21 protein-coding genes are annotated in these 19,330 nt (G+C 69.7%); 17 read left to right on the plus strand and 4 right to left on the minus strand.

All coding sequences use genetic code 11. The annotated features are described in order from the left end of the window. Positions 1 to 21 precede the first annotated feature (21 nt). Together gshB and ASC67_RS11760 are read left to right on the plus strand one after the other, a co-directional pair. Positions 22 to 972 carry a glutathione synthase gene (gshB, locus tag ASC67_RS11755; protein WP_056320260.1) on the plus strand — a complete coding sequence of 317 codons (951 nt, stop codon included), beginning with the start codon at positions 22 to 24 and terminating at the stop codon, positions 970 to 972. Positions 973 to 1,035: 63 nt separating this feature from the next. Then, entirely contained in the window at positions 1,036 to 2,925 is a 1,890-nt protein-coding gene (locus ASC67_RS11760) for an ATP-binding cassette domain-containing protein (protein WP_056320263.1), read from the plus strand. 39 nt (positions 2,926 to 2,964) lie between these two features. Here the strand turns inward: ASC67_RS11760 and ASC67_RS11765 are convergent, their stop codons facing one another. Beyond that, positions 2,965 to 3,711, minus strand: a complete 747-nt coding sequence (locus ASC67_RS11765; RefSeq protein ID WP_056320266.1) for a hypothetical protein — start codon at positions 3,709 to 3,711, stop codon at positions 2,965 to 2,967. A gap of 80 nt (positions 3,712 to 3,791) precedes the next feature. Continuing rightward, positions 3,792 to 5,216, minus strand: coding sequence for a PLP-dependent aminotransferase family protein (locus tag ASC67_RS11770; protein WP_056320269.1), 1,425 nt, complete (start codon positions 5,214 to 5,216; stop codon positions 3,792 to 3,794). 96 nt (positions 5,217 to 5,312) lie between these two features. Here ASC67_RS11770 and ASC67_RS11775 point away from each other — a divergent pair, with 96 nt between their 5' ends. The 15 genes from ASC67_RS11775 (at position 5,313) to ASC67_RS11845 (ending at position 17,957) form a co-directional block, all read left to right on the plus strand. Further along, on the plus strand, positions 5,313 to 6,254 hold the full coding sequence (locus ASC67_RS11775) for a DMT family transporter (protein WP_056320272.1): 942 nt from the start codon (positions 5,313 to 5,315) through the stop codon (positions 6,252 to 6,254). After that, on the plus strand, positions 6,251 to 6,964 hold the full coding sequence (locus ASC67_RS11780; protein ID WP_056320275.1) for an aspartate/glutamate racemase family protein: 714 nt from the start codon (positions 6,251 to 6,253) through the stop codon (positions 6,962 to 6,964). The genes ASC67_RS11775 and ASC67_RS11780 overlap by 4 nt, the downstream gene beginning before the upstream one ends. Beyond that, positions 6,964 to 8,160 carry a PLP-dependent aminotransferase family protein gene (locus ASC67_RS11785; RefSeq protein WP_056320278.1) on the plus strand — a complete coding sequence of 399 codons (1,197 nt, stop codon included), beginning with the start codon at positions 6,964 to 6,966 and terminating at the stop codon, positions 8,158 to 8,160. The genes ASC67_RS11780 and ASC67_RS11785 overlap by 1 nt, the downstream gene beginning before the upstream one ends. Next, complete coding sequence (locus ASC67_RS11790; protein WP_056320282.1) at positions 8,157 to 8,999, plus strand: PhzF family phenazine biosynthesis protein; 843 nt, start codon at positions 8,157 to 8,159, stop codon at positions 8,997 to 8,999. The genes ASC67_RS11785 and ASC67_RS11790 overlap by 4 nt, the downstream gene beginning before the upstream one ends. A gap of 40 nt (positions 9,000 to 9,039) precedes the next feature. After that, a complete protein-coding gene (locus tag ASC67_RS11795; RefSeq protein ID WP_056320287.1) occupies positions 9,040 to 9,549 on the plus strand; it encodes a GNAT family N-acetyltransferase in 510 nt (169 codons plus the stop codon). 85 nt (positions 9,550 to 9,634) lie between these two features. Next, positions 9,635 to 10,474 (plus strand): HpcH/HpaI aldolase/citrate lyase family protein, encoded by an 840-nt coding sequence (locus tag ASC67_RS11800; protein ID WP_056320290.1) that lies wholly within the window; start codon positions 9,635 to 9,637, stop codon positions 10,472 to 10,474. A 177-nt stretch (positions 10,475 to 10,651) separates the two neighbouring features. After that, entirely contained in the window at positions 10,652 to 11,158 is a 507-nt protein-coding gene (locus ASC67_RS11805) for an ATP synthase subunit I (RefSeq protein ID WP_082535969.1), read from the plus strand. A gap of 3 nt (positions 11,159 to 11,161) precedes the next feature. Further along, entirely contained in the window at positions 11,162 to 12,034 is an 873-nt protein-coding gene (gene atpB / locus ASC67_RS11810; protein ID WP_056320294.1) for a F0F1 ATP synthase subunit A, read from the plus strand. 59 nt (positions 12,035 to 12,093) lie between these two features. Beyond that, entirely contained in the window at positions 12,094 to 12,342 is a 249-nt protein-coding gene (atpE, locus tag ASC67_RS11815) for a F0F1 ATP synthase subunit C (RefSeq protein ID WP_011827793.1), read from the plus strand. Positions 12,343 to 12,380: 38 nt separating this feature from the next. After that, entirely contained in the window at positions 12,381 to 12,851 is a 471-nt protein-coding gene (locus ASC67_RS11820; RefSeq protein ID WP_056320298.1) for a F0F1 ATP synthase subunit B, read from the plus strand. Between the two features lie 2 nt (positions 12,852 to 12,853). Beyond that, positions 12,854 to 13,387: a F0F1 ATP synthase subunit delta gene (locus tag ASC67_RS11825; protein ID WP_056320301.1), complete on the plus strand. Its 534-nt coding sequence runs from the start codon at positions 12,854 to 12,856 to the stop codon at positions 13,385 to 13,387. A gap of 89 nt (positions 13,388 to 13,476) precedes the next feature. Continuing rightward, complete coding sequence (gene atpA, locus ASC67_RS11830) at positions 13,477 to 15,030, plus strand: F0F1 ATP synthase subunit alpha (RefSeq protein ID WP_056320304.1); 1,554 nt, start codon at positions 13,477 to 13,479, stop codon at positions 15,028 to 15,030. 32 nt (positions 15,031 to 15,062) lie between these two features. After that, a complete protein-coding gene (atpG, locus tag ASC67_RS11835; RefSeq protein ID WP_056320307.1) occupies positions 15,063 to 15,938 on the plus strand; it encodes a F0F1 ATP synthase subunit gamma in 876 nt (291 codons plus the stop codon). A 56-nt stretch (positions 15,939 to 15,994) separates the two neighbouring features. After that, positions 15,995 to 17,410 (plus strand): F0F1 ATP synthase subunit beta, encoded by a 1,416-nt coding sequence (gene atpD, locus ASC67_RS11840; RefSeq protein ID WP_056320309.1) that lies wholly within the window; start codon positions 15,995 to 15,997, stop codon positions 17,408 to 17,410. A 130-nt stretch (positions 17,411 to 17,540) separates the two neighbouring features. Continuing rightward, complete coding sequence (locus ASC67_RS11845; protein ID WP_011827799.1) at positions 17,541 to 17,957, plus strand: F0F1 ATP synthase subunit epsilon; 417 nt, start codon at positions 17,541 to 17,543, stop codon at positions 17,955 to 17,957. 80 nt (positions 17,958 to 18,037) lie between these two features. On the opposite strand, the gene ASC67_RS11850 is transcribed toward ASC67_RS11845, so the two are convergent. Beyond that, positions 18,038 to 18,454, minus strand: coding sequence for a YidB family protein (locus ASC67_RS11850; protein ID WP_056320312.1), 417 nt, complete (start codon positions 18,452 to 18,454; stop codon positions 18,038 to 18,040). 129 nt (positions 18,455 to 18,583) lie between these two features. After that, positions 18,584 to 19,321 carry a 16S rRNA (uracil(1498)-N(3))-methyltransferase gene (locus ASC67_RS11855; RefSeq protein WP_056320316.1) on the minus strand — a complete coding sequence of 246 codons (738 nt, stop codon included), beginning with the start codon at positions 19,319 to 19,321 and terminating at the stop codon, positions 18,584 to 18,586. Positions 19,322 to 19,330 lie beyond the last annotated feature (9 nt).

Here is a 19,330-nt window from a genome sequence, read left to right on the forward strand (position 1 = left end):
TCCTTCCGAAGGATGCCTCCGATGCAACTGCTCTTCGTCGCCGACCCGCTGGACCACTTCAAGACCTACAAGGACACCACGTTCTCGATGATGCGCGAGGCCGCGGCGCGTGGCCACACGCTGCTGGCCTGCGAGCCTCGCCACGTGATGTGGGCCCGAGGCGGCGTGGTGAGTGCGCGCATGCAGGCGTTCACGCTCACCGGCGATGCGAACGACTGGTACTGCGCGGTCGGCGAGGCGCAGCAGCGTCCGCTGAAGGACGTCGGCGCGGTGCTGATGCGCAAGGACCCGCCGTTCGACAGTGAGTACTTCTACGCCACCCACCTGCTGGAGCAGGCCGAGCGCGAGGGCGCTCGTGTGTTCAATGCGCCGCGCGCGCTGCGCGACCACCCGGAGAAGCTGGCGATCCTCGAGTTTCCCGAGCTGATCGGCCCGACGCTGGTCACGCGCGACGCCGACGACGTGCGTGCCTTCCATGCCGAGCACCGGGACATCATCCTGAAGCCGCTCGACGGCATGGGCGGCATGGGCATCTTCCGCGTCAGGGAGGACGGCCTGAACCTCGGCAGCATCACCGAGACGCTGAACAAGTTCGGCAGCCAGACGCTGATGGTGCAACGCTTCCTGCCCGAGATCGCACAGGGCGACAAGCGCATCCTGCTGATCGGCGGCGAGCCGGTGCCGCACAGCCTGGCGCGCATCCCGCAGGGCTCGGAAGTGCGCGGCAACCTGGCCGCCGGCGGCAAGGGCGTGGCGCTGCCGCTCAGCGCCCGCGACCGCGAGATCGCCGAGGCGCTCGGTCCGGTGCTGGCGGCACGCGGCCTGCTGCTGGTGGGGCTGGACGTGATCGGCGACTGCCTGACCGAGATCAACGTCACCAGCCCGACCGGCTTCCAGGAGATCACGCAGCAGACCGGCTTCGACGTGGCCCGGCGCTTCGTCGACGCACTCGAGGCCGCGCTCGCCACCTGACCGCCTGCGCGTACCATTCGCGCTGCGGCGCCCGACATTCCGGTCGGGCGCCGCCTTTCATTCATGGCCCTGCTGACCCTCTCCAATGCCCACCTGGCCTATGGCCACGTCGCCCTGCTCGACCACACCGGCTTCTCGCTCGAGACCGGTGAGCGCGTCGGCCTGATCGGCCGCAACGGCACCGGCAAGTCCTCGCTGCTGAAGATCATCGCCGGGCTCGAGAAACCCGACGATGGCACGCTGCAGCTGCAGCAGGGCCTGCGGCTCGCGCTGGTGGCGCAGGAGCCGGTGCTCGACCCCGAGTCCAGCGTGTTCGACGCGGTCAGCGTCGGCCTCGCCGAGGTGAAGGCGCTGCGCGAACGCTACGAGGCGCACGATGCGCACGACGATCTCGACGCGATCCAGACCCGCATCGAGGCGATGGACGGCTGGACCTGGGAGCAGCGCGTCACCGAGACGCTGGAGCGGCTGCAGCTCGCGCCCGACGCCCAGGTCGGCCCGCTGTCGGGCGGCACGAAGAAGCGCGTCGCGCTGGCGCAGGCGCTGGTCGCCGCGCCCGACGTGCTGCTGCTCGACGAGCCGACCAACCATCTCGACCTCGACGCGATCCGCTGGCTGGAGGAGCTGCTGAAGGCCTTCCGCGGCAGCGTGCTGCTGATCACCCACGACCGCGCCTTCCTGGATGCCGTGTCGACCCGCATCGTCGAGCTCGACCGCGGCGTGCTGCGCAGTTACCCGGGCAATTTCGCGGCCTACGAGGCCACCAAGCAGCGCGAGCTGGCCGACGAGGCGCTCTACAACGCGCGCCAGGAAAAGCTGCTCGCGCAGGAGGAGGTGTGGGTGCGCCAGGGCGTCGAGGCGCGGCGCACCCGCAGCGTCGCACGCATCAAGCGGCTCGAAGTGCTGCGCGCTCAGCGCGCGGCGCGACGCGACTCGGTGGGGCGCGTCTCGCTCGAGGTCGACGCCGGCTCGCGCAGCGGCAAGATCGTCGCGGAGCTGGAGGGCGTGGGCAAGGCCTATGGCGACAAGACCATCGTGCGCGACTTCAGCGCCACGCTGCTGCGCGGCGACAAGGTCGGTCTGATCGGCGCCAACGGCGCCGGCAAGACCACGCTGCTCAAGCTCATCCTCGGCACGCTTGCGCCCGACAGCGGCACGGTGCGCACCGGCAGCAACCTGCAGGTGGCCTACTTCGACCAGATGCGCGAGGTGCTGAACCTCGATGCGACGCTGGCCGACACCATCAGCCCCGGCAGCGAATGGGTCGAGATCGCCGGCCAGCGCAAGCACGTGATGAGCTACCTGGGAGACTTCCTGTTCGCCCCGGCGCGCGCCAACTCGCCGGTGCGCAGCCTGAGCGGCGGCGAGCGCAACCGCCTGCTGCTGGCGCGGTTGTTCGCCAAGCCGGCCAACGTGCTGGTGCTCGACGAGCCGACCAACGACCTCGACATCGACACGCTGGAGCTGCTGGAAGAGCTGCTGCAGACCTATGCCGGCACGGTGTTCCTCGTCAGCCACGACCGGCGCTTCCTCGACAACGTGGTCACCAGCACCATCGTCCACGAGGGCGAAGGGCGCTGGCGCGAGTACGAAGGCAGCGTCGAGGACTGGTTGCTGCAGGCCGAGCGCGCGCGTGCGTTGCAGGCGACCGCGGCCCGGCGCGCCGGCGCGGTGCCGGCCGTGGCTGCTGCTGCTGCGCCCCCCGCGCCGGTCGCTGCCGCGCCGGTGAAGCGGGCCAAGCTCAGCTTCAAGGAGCAGCGCGAACTCGACGCGCTGCCGGCGCGCATCGAGGCGCTCGAGGCGGAGCAGCGCACCTTGGGCGAGCAGCTCGGCGGCACGGCGCTCTACGCCGAAGCGCCGCAGCGGGTGGCCGAGGCGCAGGCGCGCTATGCGCGCATCGAGGAAGAGCTGATGGCGGCGCTGGAACGCTGGGAAGCGCTGGGAAACCGCTGAGCTGTCAGGGCCGCCGCAAGATCGCCGGCGGCCGGTCCGCTACCACTTGCCGAGGTTGCTGAACCACGAGTCGCCGCTGGCGCTCGGGTGGGTGCGGCTGACGATCAGCCCGGCCTGCAGGTACAGGCCGTTGAGCAGCCGAGAGGCACGCTCCCGGTCGAAGCCCGGCCAGGCCGCCAGCGCGCGCAGCGAGATCGGTTCCTGCCGCAGCCGGCCGACCGCAGCGGCCAGCGCGCCGCTAAGGACGGTCGGCGTGGCGAGGTCCGGCGCGACGCGGTAGACGGCCGGCCCGGCCAGCTCGGGCAGCAGCTCGTGGCGCGGACCATGCAGCGCCATGTGCCACAGCAGCGGGCCCAGCGGATGGCACATCTCGGCCGGCGCGGCCATGTCGTCGCGGCCGCGGTTCGGCGCGTGCAGCAGCGCCTGCTCGACCTGCAGCAACTGCACCGTGTCGAAGCGCGTCGCGTACAGGGCCTCGAGCGGCAGGGGGGTGTGGAACAGGTGCTCGCGGGGAAACACCGTCAGCGGCAGCACGTGGCCGTCGCGGTCGAGGTGCAGCGCCATGTCCTGGGCGTGGCGCAGGCAGGCGGCCAGCACCTCCAGCACTTCGGCGCCGGTGTCGCGGCTCTCGAAGCGTTGCAGGTCCGCCATCAGCGAGGGGCTCAGCGCGCTGTAACGTGAACCGCCGTCGTTGGATGTGTTGCCGCTGCCGCCGCCCATGGCGCGCTGGAAGGTGCTGACCCGCCAGAGTTCAGGTTCGCCGAAGGGGATGGTGGGTTCGTCCATGCGTTGCAGCAATTGTAAGCGTCTGTATGTCGATCCAGCCTTCGGTAGGCTTGCAAGCGCCGTGCGCGTGGTGGTCCCGGTCAGGCGCGTGCGCCGCGCCGCTGCAGTTCGGTGCGGCGACGGTCCAGCGCGCGCCAGAACACCGGGTCCTGCGAAGTCGCGACGTTGATGCGCATCAGGCCGCTCGGCCGCCGCGTGGCGTGGAACAGCGAGCCGGGGGCGATCAGCCAGCCATCGTCGAGCAGCGCCAGCGCCAGCCGGTCGGTGTCGACGCCGGTGTCCAGCCAGGCGAACAGCCCCTGCGGCGGCGTGGCCGGCGTGCAGCCGTGCTGCTGTGCCAGATCGATGCTGCGGGCACGTGCCGTGGCGAGCCGCGCGACCACGCGCTCGGCATGGCGGCGCAGCGCGCCCTGTTCCAGGCAGACGGCGACAGCCTGCTCGGTCAGCACCGGCGTCGTCAGTGACATCAGCAGTTTCACGTCGACCAGCCGCTGCACCAGCGCCGGCGGCGCGGCGATGAAGCCGACCCGCCAGCTCGGTGTGAGGATCTTCGAGAAGCCCGAGATGTAGATGCTGCGCTGCAGGCCGTCGAGCGCGCCGACGCGCGGTGCGTGCAGCGGCGCCAGCCAGGCGTAGGTGTCGTCCTCGACGATGTGGAAGTCGTGCGCCTGCGCCAGCGTCAGCAGCTGATGGGCCCGGGCCAGCGACAACGTCGAACCGGTCGGGTTGTGCAGCACCGAGACGGTGACGTAGAGCCGCGGCCGGTGCGCCTCGATCAGGCGCTGCATCACCGCCAGGTCGGGGCCGTCGGCGCCGCGCGGCACCGGCAGCACGCGCATGCCGAGCTGGGCCAGGCGGGCGAACTCGACGGCCCAGCCGGGCTCGTCGACCAGCACCGCATCGCCCGGCGCGAGCAGCGTGCGCGAGACGATGTCGAGCGCCTGCGTCGCGCCCAGCGTCGTGACGATCTGCGCGGGCTCGGCAGCGATGCCGAGGTCGGCCAGGCGCAACGACAGCGCCGCACGCAACCGGCTGTCGCCGGCGGGGTCACCGTAGTGCAGCGCGTGGCCGGCCAGCCCGTCGCCCTGGCTCACACGGCGCAGTGCGCCGCCGAGCAGGGCCAGGTCCAGCCATTCGGGCGGCAGCGTGCCCAGGCCTGGCGAAGGTCGCGTGCCGGGGTGGTGGAACATGCTGCGGATCAGCGCGGTCGCATCGACGGGAGCGACCGGGCGGTTTTCGGCGGGCGCCGTGGCGCGGGCGGCGCGTGTCGAGGCGACGGCGTTGCGCACGAAGAAGCCGCGCTGGCGGCGAGCCTCGATCAGGCCCTGAGCGAGCAGCTGGTCGTAGGCCGCCACCACAGTGTGCGGGCTCACGCCGTGCCGTTGCGCGCAGTCGCGCACCGACGGCAGCCGCGCGCCGGGTGCCAGCAGGCGGCTGCGGATGCGCTCGGCGTAACGCTCGGCCAGCTGTTCGGTCAGGGTGGTGGTGGCGTCGCGGGTCAGCATCGGCGTGTGTGTCGTCAGTAGAGCCAGTACAGATCGATCATTGATCCAGCATTCTGTATTGTTGGTGTACTGGTTCGGAGCGTACAGTGCTTTCGCATGTCGACACAAGCCCTCCCCGTGACCACCGCCGGCACCGCCTCCCGACATCGCGACGAAGTGCGCGGCCTGTGGCTCGGCCTGCTGGGCGTGGTGATCTTCGCGATCACCATGCCGATGACGCGGCTTGCGGTCGGCGACGCCACCGCGCCACAGCTCACGCCGCTGTTCGTCACCGCCGGCCGGGCCGCGGTGGCCGGCCTGCTGTCGGCGGTGTGGCTGTGGGCCACGCGTGCGCCGCGGCCGCAACGGCATCAGCTGCGCGAGTTCGCGATCACCGCCAGCGGCGTCGTGATCGGCTTCCCGCTGTTCCTGGCGCTGGCGCTGCGCGAGGTGGCGGCGATCCACGCGGCCGTGGTCACCGGCCTGCTGCCGCTCGGCACGGCCGTGGTGGCGGTGCTGGTGCTGCGCCAGCGGCCCTCGCGCGGCTTCTGGGTCTGCGCGCTGGCCGGCTGTGCGCTGGTGCTCGGCTACGCGGCGCTGCAAGGCGGCGGGCACTTGAGCGTGGCCGATGGCCTGCTGCTGATCGCGGTGCTGAGCGCCTCCATCGGCTACGTCTACGGCGCCCGGCTGTCGATCGCGATGCGACCCGAGCAGGTGATCTGCTGGGTGCTGGTCGGTGCGCTGCCGGTCACGCTGCCGTTGACGCTGTGGGCCGCCACCGGCATCGACTTCGGCGCGGTGCGCGCGGGCGCCTGGCTCGGCTTCGGCTATGTCGCGCTGTTCTCGATGTGGCTGGGGTTCTTCGCCTGGTACCGCGGCCTGGCGCTCGGCGGCACCGTGCGCGTGAGCCAGATGCAGCTGCTGCAACCCTTCGTGTCGATGCTGGCCGCGGTGCCGCTGCTGGGCGAGCGGCTCGATGCGCTGACCGTCGCCTTCGCGCTCGCGGTCATCGCCACGGTGTTCATCGGCAAGCGCATGCCGGTACGGGCGGCCGCATGAGGACGCTCGGTCTGCTCGGTGGCCTGAGCTGGGAGTCCACGCTGGTCTACTACCGCGAGCTCAATCGCGGCGTCGCGCAGCGTCTCGGGGGCTTGCACAGCGCGTCGCTGCGGCTGCACAGCCTCGACTTCGCGCCGGTCGCGGCGATGCAGCACGAAGGCCGTTGGGACGCGGCGGCCGATCTGCTGGCGTCGGCCGCTGGCGGCCTGCGCGATGCTGGCGCCGAGGGCGTGCTGATCGCCAGCAACACGATGCACCGGGTGGCGCCCGCGGTGCAGCGGGCCTGTGGCCTGCCGCTGCTGCACATCGGCGATGCGATCGGTGCGGCCGTGCGCGCTGCGGGCTTGACCCGCATCGGGCTGCTGGGCACGCGCTTCACGATGGAGCAGGACTTCCTGCGCGAGCATCTGCAGCGGCAGCACGGCGTCGAGATGCGGGTGCCCGGCGAGGCCGACCGGGCCACGCTGCAGCACCTGATCTACGAAGAGCTGTGCCGCGGCACGGTGCGCGACGCATCCCGGCAGGCGAGCCTGGCGATCATCGACCGGCTCGCCGCCGACGGCGCGCAGGGCATCGTGCTCGGCTGCACCGAGCTGGGCCTGTTGCTCGACCCCGCCGCTTTGCCACTGCCCGGCTTCGACAGCACGCTGCTGCATGTGCAGCAGGCAGTGGACTGGATGCTCGACGACCTTCCCCGAGGAGACGCCTGATGACCTGGACCCTGGCCCGACGCACCGGGCGCATGAACCCCTCCGCGATCCGCGAGATCCTGAAGCTCACCGAGCAGCCCGGCGTGCTGTCGCTGGCCGGCGGCCTGCCGTCGCCCGACAGCTTCCCGGTCGACGCGGTGCGCGAGGCGACTGCCCGGGTGCTGCGCGATACCCCGCGGGAGGCGCTGCAATACGCCGCGAGCGAAGGCTACGGTCCGCTGCGCGACTGGGTCGCGGCGCGGCTCGCCGCCGACGGCATCGGGGTCGAGCCCGGCCAGGTGCTGATCACCACCGGCTCGCAGCAGGGGCTGGACCTGGTCGGCAAGCTGCTGATCGACGCCGGCAGCGCCGTCGCGGTGGAGACGCCGACCTACCTGGGCGCGCTGCAGGCCTTCGCGCCCTGCGAGCCAGAGTTCACCGCGCTGGCCGCCGACGACGAGGGCCCGCGGCCCGAAGCCCTGGCCGGCGCCGCGGGTGCGCGTTTCGCGTACCTGCTGCCGAACTTCCAGAACCCGACCGGGCGGCTGATGTCGGACGCCCGCCGCGACGCCCTGGTGGCTGCGGCTCAGGCGGTCGGTCTGCCGCTGGTCGAGGACAACCCCTATGGCGAGCTGTGGTTCGACGCGCCACCGCCGGCGCCGTTGGCCGCGCGCTGGCCGGAAGGCACGATCTACCTCGGCTCGTTCTCCAAGGTGCTCGCCCCCGGCCTGCGGCTGGGTTACGTGGTGGCGCCGCCGGCGCTGAGCCCGAAGCTGCTGCAGGCCAAGCAGGCCGCCGATCTGCACTCGCCGGGCCTCAATCAGCGCATCGTTCACGAGGTCGTGCGCGACGGCCTGCTCGATCGCCACGTGCCGACCATGCGTGCGCGCTATGCCGCGCAGCGCGACGCCATGGCGGCGGCGCTGCGCGCCCACCTGCCCACCACCACCGAATGGCAAGCGCCGCGCGGCGGCATGTTCTTCTGGCTGCGGCTGCCGCCCGGGCTCGACGCGACGGCGCTGCTGCCGCGCGCGGTGGCTGCCGGCGTGGCCTACGTGCCGGGCGCGCCGTTCTATGCCGGCGAGCCCGACGGGCGCACGCTGCGGCTGAGCTTCGTCACGCTGACGCCGGCGCAGCTGGAAACCGCGGTCGCCGCGCTCGGACGTGTCGTGCACGAGGCGCTGGCCGAGCAGCCGCCGCTGAGGAGGGCCGCATGAGCCAGACCGCCCAACGCCGCTTCGCGCAGGTTGACGTGTTCACCGCCGAGCCGCTGCGCGGCAACGCCGTCGCGGTGGTGTTCGACGCCGAGGGCCTGAGCGACGCGCAGATGCAAGCCTTCGCGCGCTGGACCCAGCTCAGCGAGACCACCTTCCTGATGCGGCCGACCCGCCCGGCCGCCGACTACCGCCTGCGCATCTTCACGCCGGCCGAGGAACTGCCGTTCGCCGGCCACCCCACGCTGGGCAGCTGCCATGCCTGGCTCGAAGCCGGCGGCCGGCCTCGGGCCGACGAGGTGGTGCAGGAATGCGGCGTCGGCCTCGTGCGCATTCGACGCGACGGCTCGCGACTGGCGTTTGCCGCGCCGCCGCTGCGCCGCAGTGGCGCGGTCGACGAAGCCACGCGGACCCAGATCGCCCGCGCCCTGCGCGTCGACGTTGCCGAGTTGCTGGCGACGCAATGGGTCGACAACGGCCCGGGCTGGGTGGCCGCGATGCTGCCCAGCGCCGCGGCCGTGCTGGCGCTGGAACCCGACTATGCGGCGATGTTGCCGCTGAACCTCGGCGTGATCGGGGCGCACGCGCCGGGGCACGACACGGCCTTCGAGGTGCGCGCTTTCGTGCCCTCGCTCGGCGTGCCTGAGGATCCGGTCACCGGCAGCCTGAACGCCGGCCTGGCGCAGTGGCTGATCGGCGCCGGGCTGGCGCCGGCGCGCTACGTCGCGAGCCAGGGTGCGCGGCTCGAGCGCGCGGGGCGGGTGCATGTCGAGCAGGTCGGCGCGGACATCTGGGTCGGCGGTGACTCGGTGACCTGCATCGTCGGCAGCTTGCGGCTCTGAGCAGGACGGCGGTGGCGGCTCGGTGTAAATTCGTCGGGCGATGACCCGTCCCGGCATTGAACTGCTCTCTCCGGCCACGCCAGAACTGCTGGAGGCGACCCGGCAGATCTTCCGCGAGTACGCCGAAGCGCTCGGCATCGACCTGTGCTTCCAGAATTTCGACGCCGAGCTGGCGGCGCTGCCGGGCGACTACGCCGAGCCCGGCGGCGCCCTGCTGCTGGCCTACTGCGACGGCGAGCTGGCCGGCTGCGGAGCGCTGCGACCGCTGCCCGAGGCCGACGAGGCGAACGCCTGCGAGATGAAGCGCCTCTACGTGCGGCGCGCCTTTCGCCGTTTCGGTCTGGGGCGGCTGCTCGCCGAAGCCTTGATCGATCGGGCGCGCAGCCGCGGCTACTCGGCCATGCTGCTCGACACACTCGACGACATGGAGACGGCCCGCGAACTGTATGCCTCGCTCGGCTTCGAGGAGGTACCACCCTACTACTACAACCCGATTCCCGGCGCACACTATCTGCGCGTCGGGCTCGAAGGGCCCGGCTCGCACTACTGAGTCTCGAGTCGGTTGTTCGTTCAGTGAGTGAGTGTCGATGCGGTGACGGCGCGCGACGAGGCGCCGTCCCGCCGGGGAGACCGCGATGAATGCCTTCAAGCAGCTCTTGCAGAACCCGACCCGAGGCGTGGACGCGCACCCGCGGGCCAGCCACCAGCGCGTGCCGCTCGGCACTTGGGTGATGTCGGCCAGCCCGCTGGTGGCCGAGGCGATCGCTCATGCCGGGTTCGACTGGGCGGTGCTCGACATGGAGCATTCGCCGCTCGAGTTGCCGGGCGTCGTCCAGATGCTGCAGGCCGTGGCGGCGACCAAGCTGGTGCCGATCGTGCGCCTGCCCGTGAACGACGCGGTGCTGTTCAAGCGCCTGCTCGATGCCGGTGCGAGCACCCTGATGGTGCCGATGGTCGAGGGGGCGGCGGAGGCGCGCCGCGCGGTGGCAGCCACGCGTTATCCGCCGCTCGGGATGCGGGGTGTCGCCGGCATGAGCCGCGCCACGCGCTACGGCACGCAGCGGCTCGATACGCAGGCGGCCAACGCCGGCGTGGCGCTGATCCTGCAACTCGAGACGCCACACGCGCTGGACGCGCTGGAGGAGATCGCCGCGGTCGAGGGCGTCGATGCGCTGTTCGTCGGGCCGGCCGACCTGTCGGCGGCGATGGGGCACGGCGGCGACGCACGCCATCCGGCCGTGCAGAAGGCCATGGCCCAGGCCGCGGAGCGGGCGCGTGCAGTGGGCATTCCGATCGGCACCTTGGCCGGCACGCCGGAGATGGCTACACAGGTCCGCGCGGCCGGTTTCGATTTCGTCGGTCTGGGGTCCGATCTCGGGCTGCTGGTGCATGCGGCGCAGGCTTCGCTGCACGCGCTGCGCACGCCGGATGCCGCCGTGGTGCATTCGCTCAACGTCGGCACACACGCCTACTGACGGACGGAGTTTGACGCGGCGCGCCCGAAGGTGGCTGACGGTTCGGCCGTCTTAGCACGGCAACGAACGCCCGTCGAGGGGGCGCCGGGTCCGCAAACCGGCGGACCCGGCAAGGCTTGAAACCTCCGGGTTATCACGTACACTCCCGGGGTTTTGCCGAATCTGACCCTCCCGAACATGAGCGAGCGCGCTTCTACCGACGTGCGCAGCGCCTGGCCCGGGTCGGGGGAAGCTGAGGACGACGACGCGCCCTTCAAGACCCTGAGCCACGAAGAAGCCCAGGCCTTGAGGGCCAAGCACCCGCCGGTTTCACCCTGGCGGGTGATCGCGGCGCAGGCTGCGGTCGGCTTGGTGGTGGCAGCCCTGATCGGGCTAGTCACCCAGCGCAGCGATCTGGCCTGGTCGGCGCTTTACGGCGCCGCGGCCGTGGTGGTGCCGGGCGCCTTGTTGGCGCGAGGCATCACTCGCCTCACGGGGGCAGGGGTGGGCGCCGCGGCGTTCAGCTTCATGCTCTGGGAGGCGGTGAAGGTGGGTTTGGCGGTGGCCATGCTGGCGGCTGCCGCGAAGGTCGTGCCGGGTTTGAGCTGGCCAGCGCTGCTGGTCGCGATGCTCGTGTGCATGAAGGTCAACTGGTTGGCGCTGCTCTGGCAGGGCCGGGTGAAGAACGAAGCGGGACGAGACTGACAAATGGCAGCCGAAGGAAACCTTGCGGGACACGGACCCACTGCCGGTGAGTACATCGGGCACCACCTGAAGCACCTGCAGAGCCACGAGCAGACCGGCATCGTGGACTTCTCGGTGTTCAACGTCGATTCGCTGTTCTGGTCGATCCTGCTCGGTGTCGTCGGTTTGTTCTTCATGTGGCGCGTCGCCAAGAGCGTGACCGCCGGCGTGCCGGGCCGCACCCAGGCCGCCGTCGAGCTGCTGCTCGAGATGGTGGACAACCAGGCCAAGTCGATCATCCACAACGCCACCTCGCGCAAGTTCGTCGGCCCGCTGGCGCTCACCGTCTTCATCTGGATCTTCCTGATGAACTCGATGGACTTCCTGCCGGTCGATCTGATCCCGCGCATCTGGGAAGCGATCTACGGCGCGGCCGGCCACGATCCGCACCACGCCTACATGCGCGTCGTGCCGACCGCCGACCTGTCGACCACGCTCGGCCTGTCGTCGGGCGTGTTGCTGGTCTGCATCTACTACAACATCAAGATCAAGGGGCTCGGCGGCTGGGTGCACGAGCTCTTTTCGGCGCCGTTCGGCGACAAGTGGTTCCTGTATCCGTTCAATTTCGCGATGCAGCTCATCGAGTTCCTCGCGAAGACGGTGTCGCATGGCATGCGGTTGTTCGGCAACATGTATGCCGGCGAACTGCTGTTCATGCTGATTGCGCTGATGGGGGGCGTCGGCTTCGCCTCCGGCACCGGCATCGCGATGTGGATCGGCCACATCCTGGCCGGCACCGCCTGGGCGATCTTCCATATCCTGATCGTCGCCCTGCAGGCCTTCATCTTCATGATGCTGACCTTGGTCTATGTCGGTCAGGCGCACGACGCCCACTGACCGCTCGCGCTCTATTCGTTTCTTTCTCTCACTACAACCACCCCTCTGAAGGAGTCACCATGGAACACGTTCTCGGTTTTGTTGCCCTCGCCGCCGGCCTGATCATCGGTCTGGGCGCCATTGGCGCCTGCATCGGCATCGGCATCATGGGCAGCAAGTACCTGGAATCGGCCGCCCGTCAGCCCGAGCTGATGAACGAGCTGCAGACCAAGATGTTCCTGCTCGCCGGCCTGATCGATGCGGCCTTCCTGATCGGTGTCGGTATCGCGATGATGTTCGCGTTCGCCAACCCCTTCGTGCTGAAGTAATCCGGCCGTCCCTCCAACCGCACTAGAAAGGTGTTGCCGTGAGTCTGAACGCAACGCTCTTCGCGCAGCTGGTGGTGTTCTTCATCCTGGCGTGGTTCACGATGAAATTCGTGTGGCCGCCCATCACGAAGGCGCTGGACGAGCGCGCGAGCAAGATCGCCGACGGCCTGGCCGCGGCCGACCGTGCCAAGACCGAGCTGGCTTCGGCCAACAAGCGGGTCGAGGAACAGCTTGCCTCCGTACGTGACGAGAACGCGCGCCGCCTGGCCGATGCCGAGAAGCGCGCTCTCGCGATCGTCGAGGACGCCAAGAAGCGCGCCTCCGAGGAAGGCGGCAAGATCGTCGCCGCCGCCAAGTCGGAAGCCGAGCAGCAACTGGTGCAGGCTCGCGAGTCCCTGCGCGAGCAGGTCGCCGCGCTGGCCGTCAAGGGCGCCGAGCAGATCCTCAAGCGCGAAGTCAACGCCGGCGTCCACGCCGAGTTGCTGACGCGGCTGAAGACGGAGCTCTGACGATGGCCGAACTCGCAACCATCGCACGCCCCTACGCCGAGGCGCTGTTCCGCGCCGCGCCGAAGGGCGAGGCGGCCGGCTGGGCGGAGCAGGTGGCCGCGCTCGGCGCGGTCGCCGCCGATCCGGCGCTGCGGCAATTCGCCGACAGCCCGAAGGTGGCGGCCCAGCAGGTCTTCGATCTCGTCGTCGGTGTCGCCAAGCAGTCGTTGGTGCCGGGCGTGCAGAACCTGCTGCGCGCCATGATCGAGAACGGGCGCCTGTCGGCGCTGCCCGAGGTCGCGGCGCAGTTCCACGCGCTGGTCAACGCGAGTTCGGGCGTCTCCGACGCCACCGTCTACAGCGCCTATCCCATCGAGCCGGCCGCGCTGGCCGACCTGGTAGTGACGCTGGAGAAGCGCTTCGGGCGCAAGCTGTCCGCCACGGTGGCGCTCGAGCCCGAACTGATCGGTGGTGTGCGGGTGGTGGTCGGCGACGAGGTGCTCGACACCTCGGTCAAGGCCCGTCTTGAGCACATGAAGGTCGCGCTGACCGCCTGAGCCGTTTTTGAATCAATCCGCCCGGAGGCGCGAGTCGTCGGGTTCGGTCGTCGACGCCGCAGGGCGCCTGAAGAGACTGGGAGCAAGCCATGCAACTGAATCCCGCTGAAATTTCCGAACTGATCAAGAGCCGCATCGAGGGGCTCGGCGCCTCGTCGGACATCCGTAACCAGGGCACCGTGGTATCGGTGACCGACGGCATCGTGCGCGTGCACGGCCTGTCGGAGGTGATGGCCGGCGAAATGCTGGAGTTCCCCGCCACCAAGGACGGCCAGCCGACCTACGGCCTGGCGCTGAATTTGGAGCGCGACTCGGTCGGCTCGGTGATCCTGGGCGAATACGAGCACATCTCCGAAGGCGACACGGTCAAGTGCACCGGCCGCATCCTGGAAGTGCCGGTCGGCCCCGAGCTGATCGGCCGCGTGGTCAACGCGCTGGGTCAGCCGATCGACGGCAAGGGCCCGATCAACGCCAAGATGACCGACGTCATCGAGAAGGTCGCGCCGGGCGTGATCGCACGGAAGTCGGTGGACCAGCCGGTGCAGACGGGCCTGAAGTCGATCGACTCGATGGTGCCCGTGGGCCGCGGCCAGCGCGAGCTGATCATCGGCGACCGCCAGACCGGCAAGACCGCGGTGGCGATCGACGCGATCATCAACCAGAAGGGTCAGAACATGACCTGCGTCTACGTCGCGATCGGTCAGAAGGCCTCGTCGATCAAGAACGTGGTGCGCTCGCTCGAAGCCGCCGGCGCGATGAGCTACACCATCGTCGTCGCGGCCTCGGCGTCGGAATCGGCGGCGATGCAGTACGTGTCGGCCTACTCGGGCTGCACGATGGGCGAGTACTTCCGCGACCGCGGCGAAGACGCGCTGATCATCTATGACGACCTGTCCAAGCAGGCGGTCGCCTACCGCCAGGTCTCGCTGCTGCTGCGCCGCCCGCCGGGCCGCGAAGCCTATCCCGGCGACGTGTTCTATCTCCACAGCCGCCTGCTCGAGCGCGCCGCGCGCGTGAACGCCGACTACGTCGAGAAGTTCACCAATGGCGCCGTCAAGGGCAAGACCGGCTCGCTGACCGCGCTGCCGATCATCGAGACGCAGGCCGGCGACGTATCGGCCTTCGTGCCGACGAACGTGATCTCGATCACCGACGGCCAGATCTTCCTCGAGACCAACCTGTTCAACGCCGGTATCCGCCCTGCGATCAACGCCGGTATCTCGGTGTCGCGCGTGGGGGGTGCCGCCCAGACCAAGCTGATCAAGGGCCTGTCGGGCGGCATCCGGACCGACCTCGCGCAGTACCGCGAGCTGGCCGCGTTCGCGCAGTTCGCCTCCGACCTCGACGACGCCACCCGCAAGCAGCTCGACCGCGGCGCGCGCGTGACCGAGCTGCTCAAGCAGCAGCAGTACCAGCCGCTGCCCATCAGCCTGATGGCCGCCACGCTGTATGCCGCCAACAAGGGCTTCCTCGACGACGTCGAGGTGAAGAAGGTCCTGGCTTTCGAGTCGGGCCTGCACCAGTTCCTGAAGACCAGCCATGCCGCGTTGCTGAAGAAGCTCGAGGACAGCAAGGCGCTGGACAAGGACAGCGAGGCCGAGCTGGCCGCCGCGATCGGTGCCTTCAAGAAGTCCTTCGCGTAAGCGCCTGACCCTCTCACGACAAGGAGCGCGTCATGGCAGCCGGCAAGGAAATACGCGGCAAGATCAAGAGCGTCGAGAACACCAAGAAGATCACCAAGGCCATGGAAATGGTCGCGGCTTCGAAGATGCGCAAGGCGCAGGAGCGCATGCGCTCGGCGCGGCCCTATGCGGAGAAGATCCGCAACGTCACCGCCAACCTGGCGAAGGCGAACCCCGAGTACACCCATCCGTTCATGGCGGTGAGCCCTACGGCCGGCAAGGCCGCGGGCTTCATCGTCGTGACGACGGACAAGGGCCTGTGCGGCGGCCTGAACACCAATGTCCTGCGCGCCGTGACCGCCAAGCTCAAGGAGCTCGAGGGTCAGGGCGTCAAGTCCGAGGCCGTGGCGATCGGCAACAAGGGCCTGGGTTTCCTGAACCGCATCGGCGTGAAGGTCGTGGCGCATGCCACCCAGCTCGGCGACACGCCGCATCTGGAGAAGCTGATCGGCCCGGTCAAGGTGCTGCTAGACGCCTATGCCGAGGGCCGGCTCAACGCCGTTTACCTCTGCTACACGAAGTTCATCAACACGATGAAGCAGGAGTCGCTCGTCGAGCAGCTGCTGCCGCTGGCGTCCGACCAGCTGAAGGCCGACGCCGGCGAGCATGGCTGGGACTATCTCTACGAGCCCGATGCCAAGACCGTCATCGACGACCTGCTGCTGCGGTTCGTCGAGGCGCTGATCTACCAGGCGGTGGCCGAGAACATGGCATCGGAGCAGTCGGCTCGCATGGTCGCGATGAAGGCCGCGACCGACAACGCCGGCACCCTGATCGGGGAGCTGAAGCTGGTCTACAACAAGACCCGCCAGGCCGCGATCACCAAAGAGCTTTCAGAGATTGTTAGCGGCGCGGCCGCGGTGGGCTGACAGCCCGACGCACCCGCAGACGCAACGCACAGACTATTGATTGAAGGAACGGAAAAATGGCGAACACTCAAGCAGCCGTCGGCAAGATCGTCCAGTGCATCGGCGCCGTCGTGGACGTGGAGTTCCCGCGTGACCAGATGCCGCGTGTGTACGACGCCCTCAAGCTCGATGGCACGGCACTCACGCTCGAGGTCCAGCAGCAGCTCGGTGACGGCGTGGTCCGCACGATCGCGCTGGGCTCCAGCGACGGCCTGCGTCGCGGCCTGATGGTCAGCAACACCGGTGCGGCGATCACCGTGCCGGTCGGCAAGGCCACGCTCGGCCGCATCATGGACGTGCTGGGCAGCCCGATCGACGAGCGCGGCCCGGTCAGCGCCGAGCTGAGCATGCCCATCCACCGCAAGGCGCCGGCTTACGACGAGCTGAGCCCCTCGCAGGAGCTGCTCGAGACCGGCATCAAGGTGATCGACCTGATCTGCCCGTTCGCCAAGGGCGGCAAGGTCGGCCTGTTCGGTGGTGCCGGCGTCGGCAAGACCGTCAACATGATGGAGCTGATCAACAACATCGCGAAGGCCCACTCCGGCCTGTCGGTGTTCGCCGGTGTCGGCGAGCGCACCCGCGAGGGCAACGACTTCTATCACGAGATGTCGGACTCGAAGGTCGTGGTGCAGGAGGACCTGACGCAGTCGAAGGTCGCGATGGTCTACGGCCAGATGAACGAGCCCCCGGGCAACCGACTGCGCGTCGCGCTGACCGGCCTGACGATCGCCGAGTCCTTCCGTGACGAAGGCCGCGACGTGCTGTTCTTCGTCGACAACATCTACCGCTACACGCTGGCCGGCACCGAAGTGTCCGCGCTGCTGGGCCGGATGCCGTCGGCGGTGGGTTACCAGCCGACGCTGGCCGAGGAAATGGGCCGTCTGCAGGAGCGGATCACCTCGACCAAGGTCGGCTCGATCACCTCGATCCAGGCCGTCTACGTGCCGGCGGATGACCTGACCGATCCCTCGCCCGCGACCACCTTCGCCCACCTGGACGCCACCGTGGTGCTGTCGCGTGACATCGCTTCGCTGGGTATCTACCCGGCGGTGGACCCGCTGGATTCCACCTCGCGCCAGATCGACCCGAACGTCGTCGGCGAAGAGCACTACAACACCACGCGTGCCGTGCAGCAGGTGCTGCAGCGCTACAAGGAACTGCGCGACATCATCGCGATTCTCGGCATGGACGAACTGGCGCCGGAAGACAAGCTGGCCGTGTCGCGTGCCCGCAAGATCCAGCGCTTCCTGTCGCAGCCCTTCCACGTCGCTGAGGTGTTCACCGGCTCGCCCGGCAAGTACGTGCCCCTCAAGGAAACCATCCGCGGCTTCAAGATGATCGTGGCCGGCGAGTGCGACTCGCTGCCGGAACAGGCCTTCTACATGGTCGGCACGATCGACGAAGCCTTCGAAAAGGCGAAGAAGATTCAGTAAGACTTCGCACTCGGGCGCCATGCGTCGTTGCCGTGCTCAGCGGACACGAGTCCGCTTCCGCGCGGCGCCTAGCCTGACACCCGACTGCTCGCTTACTGAACCTTCTTCGACACGTTAAGGACTACCGAGCATGGCTACGATTCACGTCGATGTGGTTTCCGCCGAAGCCTCGATCTTCTCGGGCGAAGCGAAGTTCGTCGCGCTGCCCGGCGAAATGGGCGAGCTCGGCATCTATCCGCGCCATACGCCGCTGATCACGCGCATCAAGCCGGGCGCGGTGCGGGTGGAGCGCGCCGACAACGGCGAGGAAGAGTTCGTGTTCGTGGCCGGAGGCATCCTCGAGGTGCAGCCGGACCGCGTCACGGTGCTGGCCGATACCGCGATCCGCGGTCACGACCTCGACGAGGCTAAGGCCGAAGAGGCCAAGAAGGCCGCCGAAGAGGCGATGAAGAACGCCAAGAGCGACATCGATTTCGCGAAGGCCCAGGGCGAGTTCGCGGCCATGGCCGCGCAGATCGCCGCTCTGCGCAAGTTCCGCAAGAAGTGATGCGCTGAGGTGCTGTCGGCGGGCGTCGCCCCACCGGCAGCAAGATTCGATCGGGCCCGCCGCGTGCGGGCCTTATTTCTTCAGGGGCGGCTGAAACGCTCCAGCACACTGCCCAGGTCGCCGAGGCCGGAACTGCCGATGTCCGACAGCTGACCGTTGGGCGTGAGCTTGTCCACCACCTGCGGCAGCAGCTGAGACAGCTGGCCGGCCGCCTCGCCCGGCGGCAGGCCCAGCTGCTGGGCGAACTGCGACAGCATGTCGCTGCCCAGCACGTCCTGCAGCTGGCTGGCGGACACCGGCAGGTTCTGGCCGGTGCCGACCCACGAGGCGATCAGGTCCCCCAGGCCGCCCTGCTGGAACTGCTGCACCAGGCCGTCGAGCCCGCCGCTGCCCTGCCCGCCTCGCGCCAGCATCGCGATCACCGCCTGCAGCGCGTCGCCTTGCCCGCTTCCCTGGGAGCCGCCGAGGGCTCCGATCACCGAGTCCAGCAAACCCATCACGTGCTCCCGCGGGGACCGTCCCCGCGCCGATTGTGCGGCCCGAATGCGACACGCGGGGCCAGAGGCCCTGGGCGGTGTACGGCTCCGGTTCCCGGGCCGATCGTCTGGGCGGCCCGGGCGGCCTGGTCAGCCGAACAGCGCCGCGACCGCCGCCAGCGCCGTCAGCGCCGCGGTTTCCGCGCGCAGCACCCGCGGGCCGAGTGTGATCGGCTGCAGGCCGGCCGCACGCGCCTGGGCCTCCTCGGTGTCGCCGAGCCCGCCTTCGGGCCCGCTCAGGAACAGCAGGCCCCGACCGGCCCGCAGCGCCGGTGGCAGCGCTTCCGCGAACGGCAGCGTGCCCTGGCCCAGGCTCAGCACGAAGCGCGCCTCGGCCGCATCCGGCAGCAGCTTGCGCTGCCATTCGGCGAAGGAGCGGACCGGCAGCAGGCGCGGCAGCGCGGCGCGGCCGCACTGCTCCGCCGCGGCGGCCGCCACGCCTTGCCAGTGCGCCAGCTTCTTGTCAGCCCGTTCGCCGCTCATGCGCAGCACCGAGCGCTCGCACACGAGCGGCTGCAGGGTCGACACGCCGAGCTCGGTGGCCTTCTCGACCAACCAGTCCATGCGTTCGTTGGCCGGCATGCCGATGGCCAGCGTGATCGGCAGCGGCAGCTCGCGGTCGACGGCCCGCGAGGCGCCGACGCGGACTCGCACCTCGGTGCGGCCCATCAGCAGGACCTGCGCCTCCCACTCGCTGCCGCTGCCGTCGAACAGCGTGAGGCCGTCGCCCGGCTGCAGCCGCAGCACCTGCACGTGGCGCGCGGCGGCGGCGGGCAACGGCGCCTCCAGGCCTTCGGCCAACGGCAAGTCGACGAGAAAGCGAGGCACCTTCGGGCT

Origin of the sequence: Methylibium sp. Root1272 (assembly GCF_001425905.1) — a bacterium.
GTDB lineage: Bacteria > Pseudomonadota > Gammaproteobacteria > Burkholderiales > Burkholderiaceae_C > Methylibium.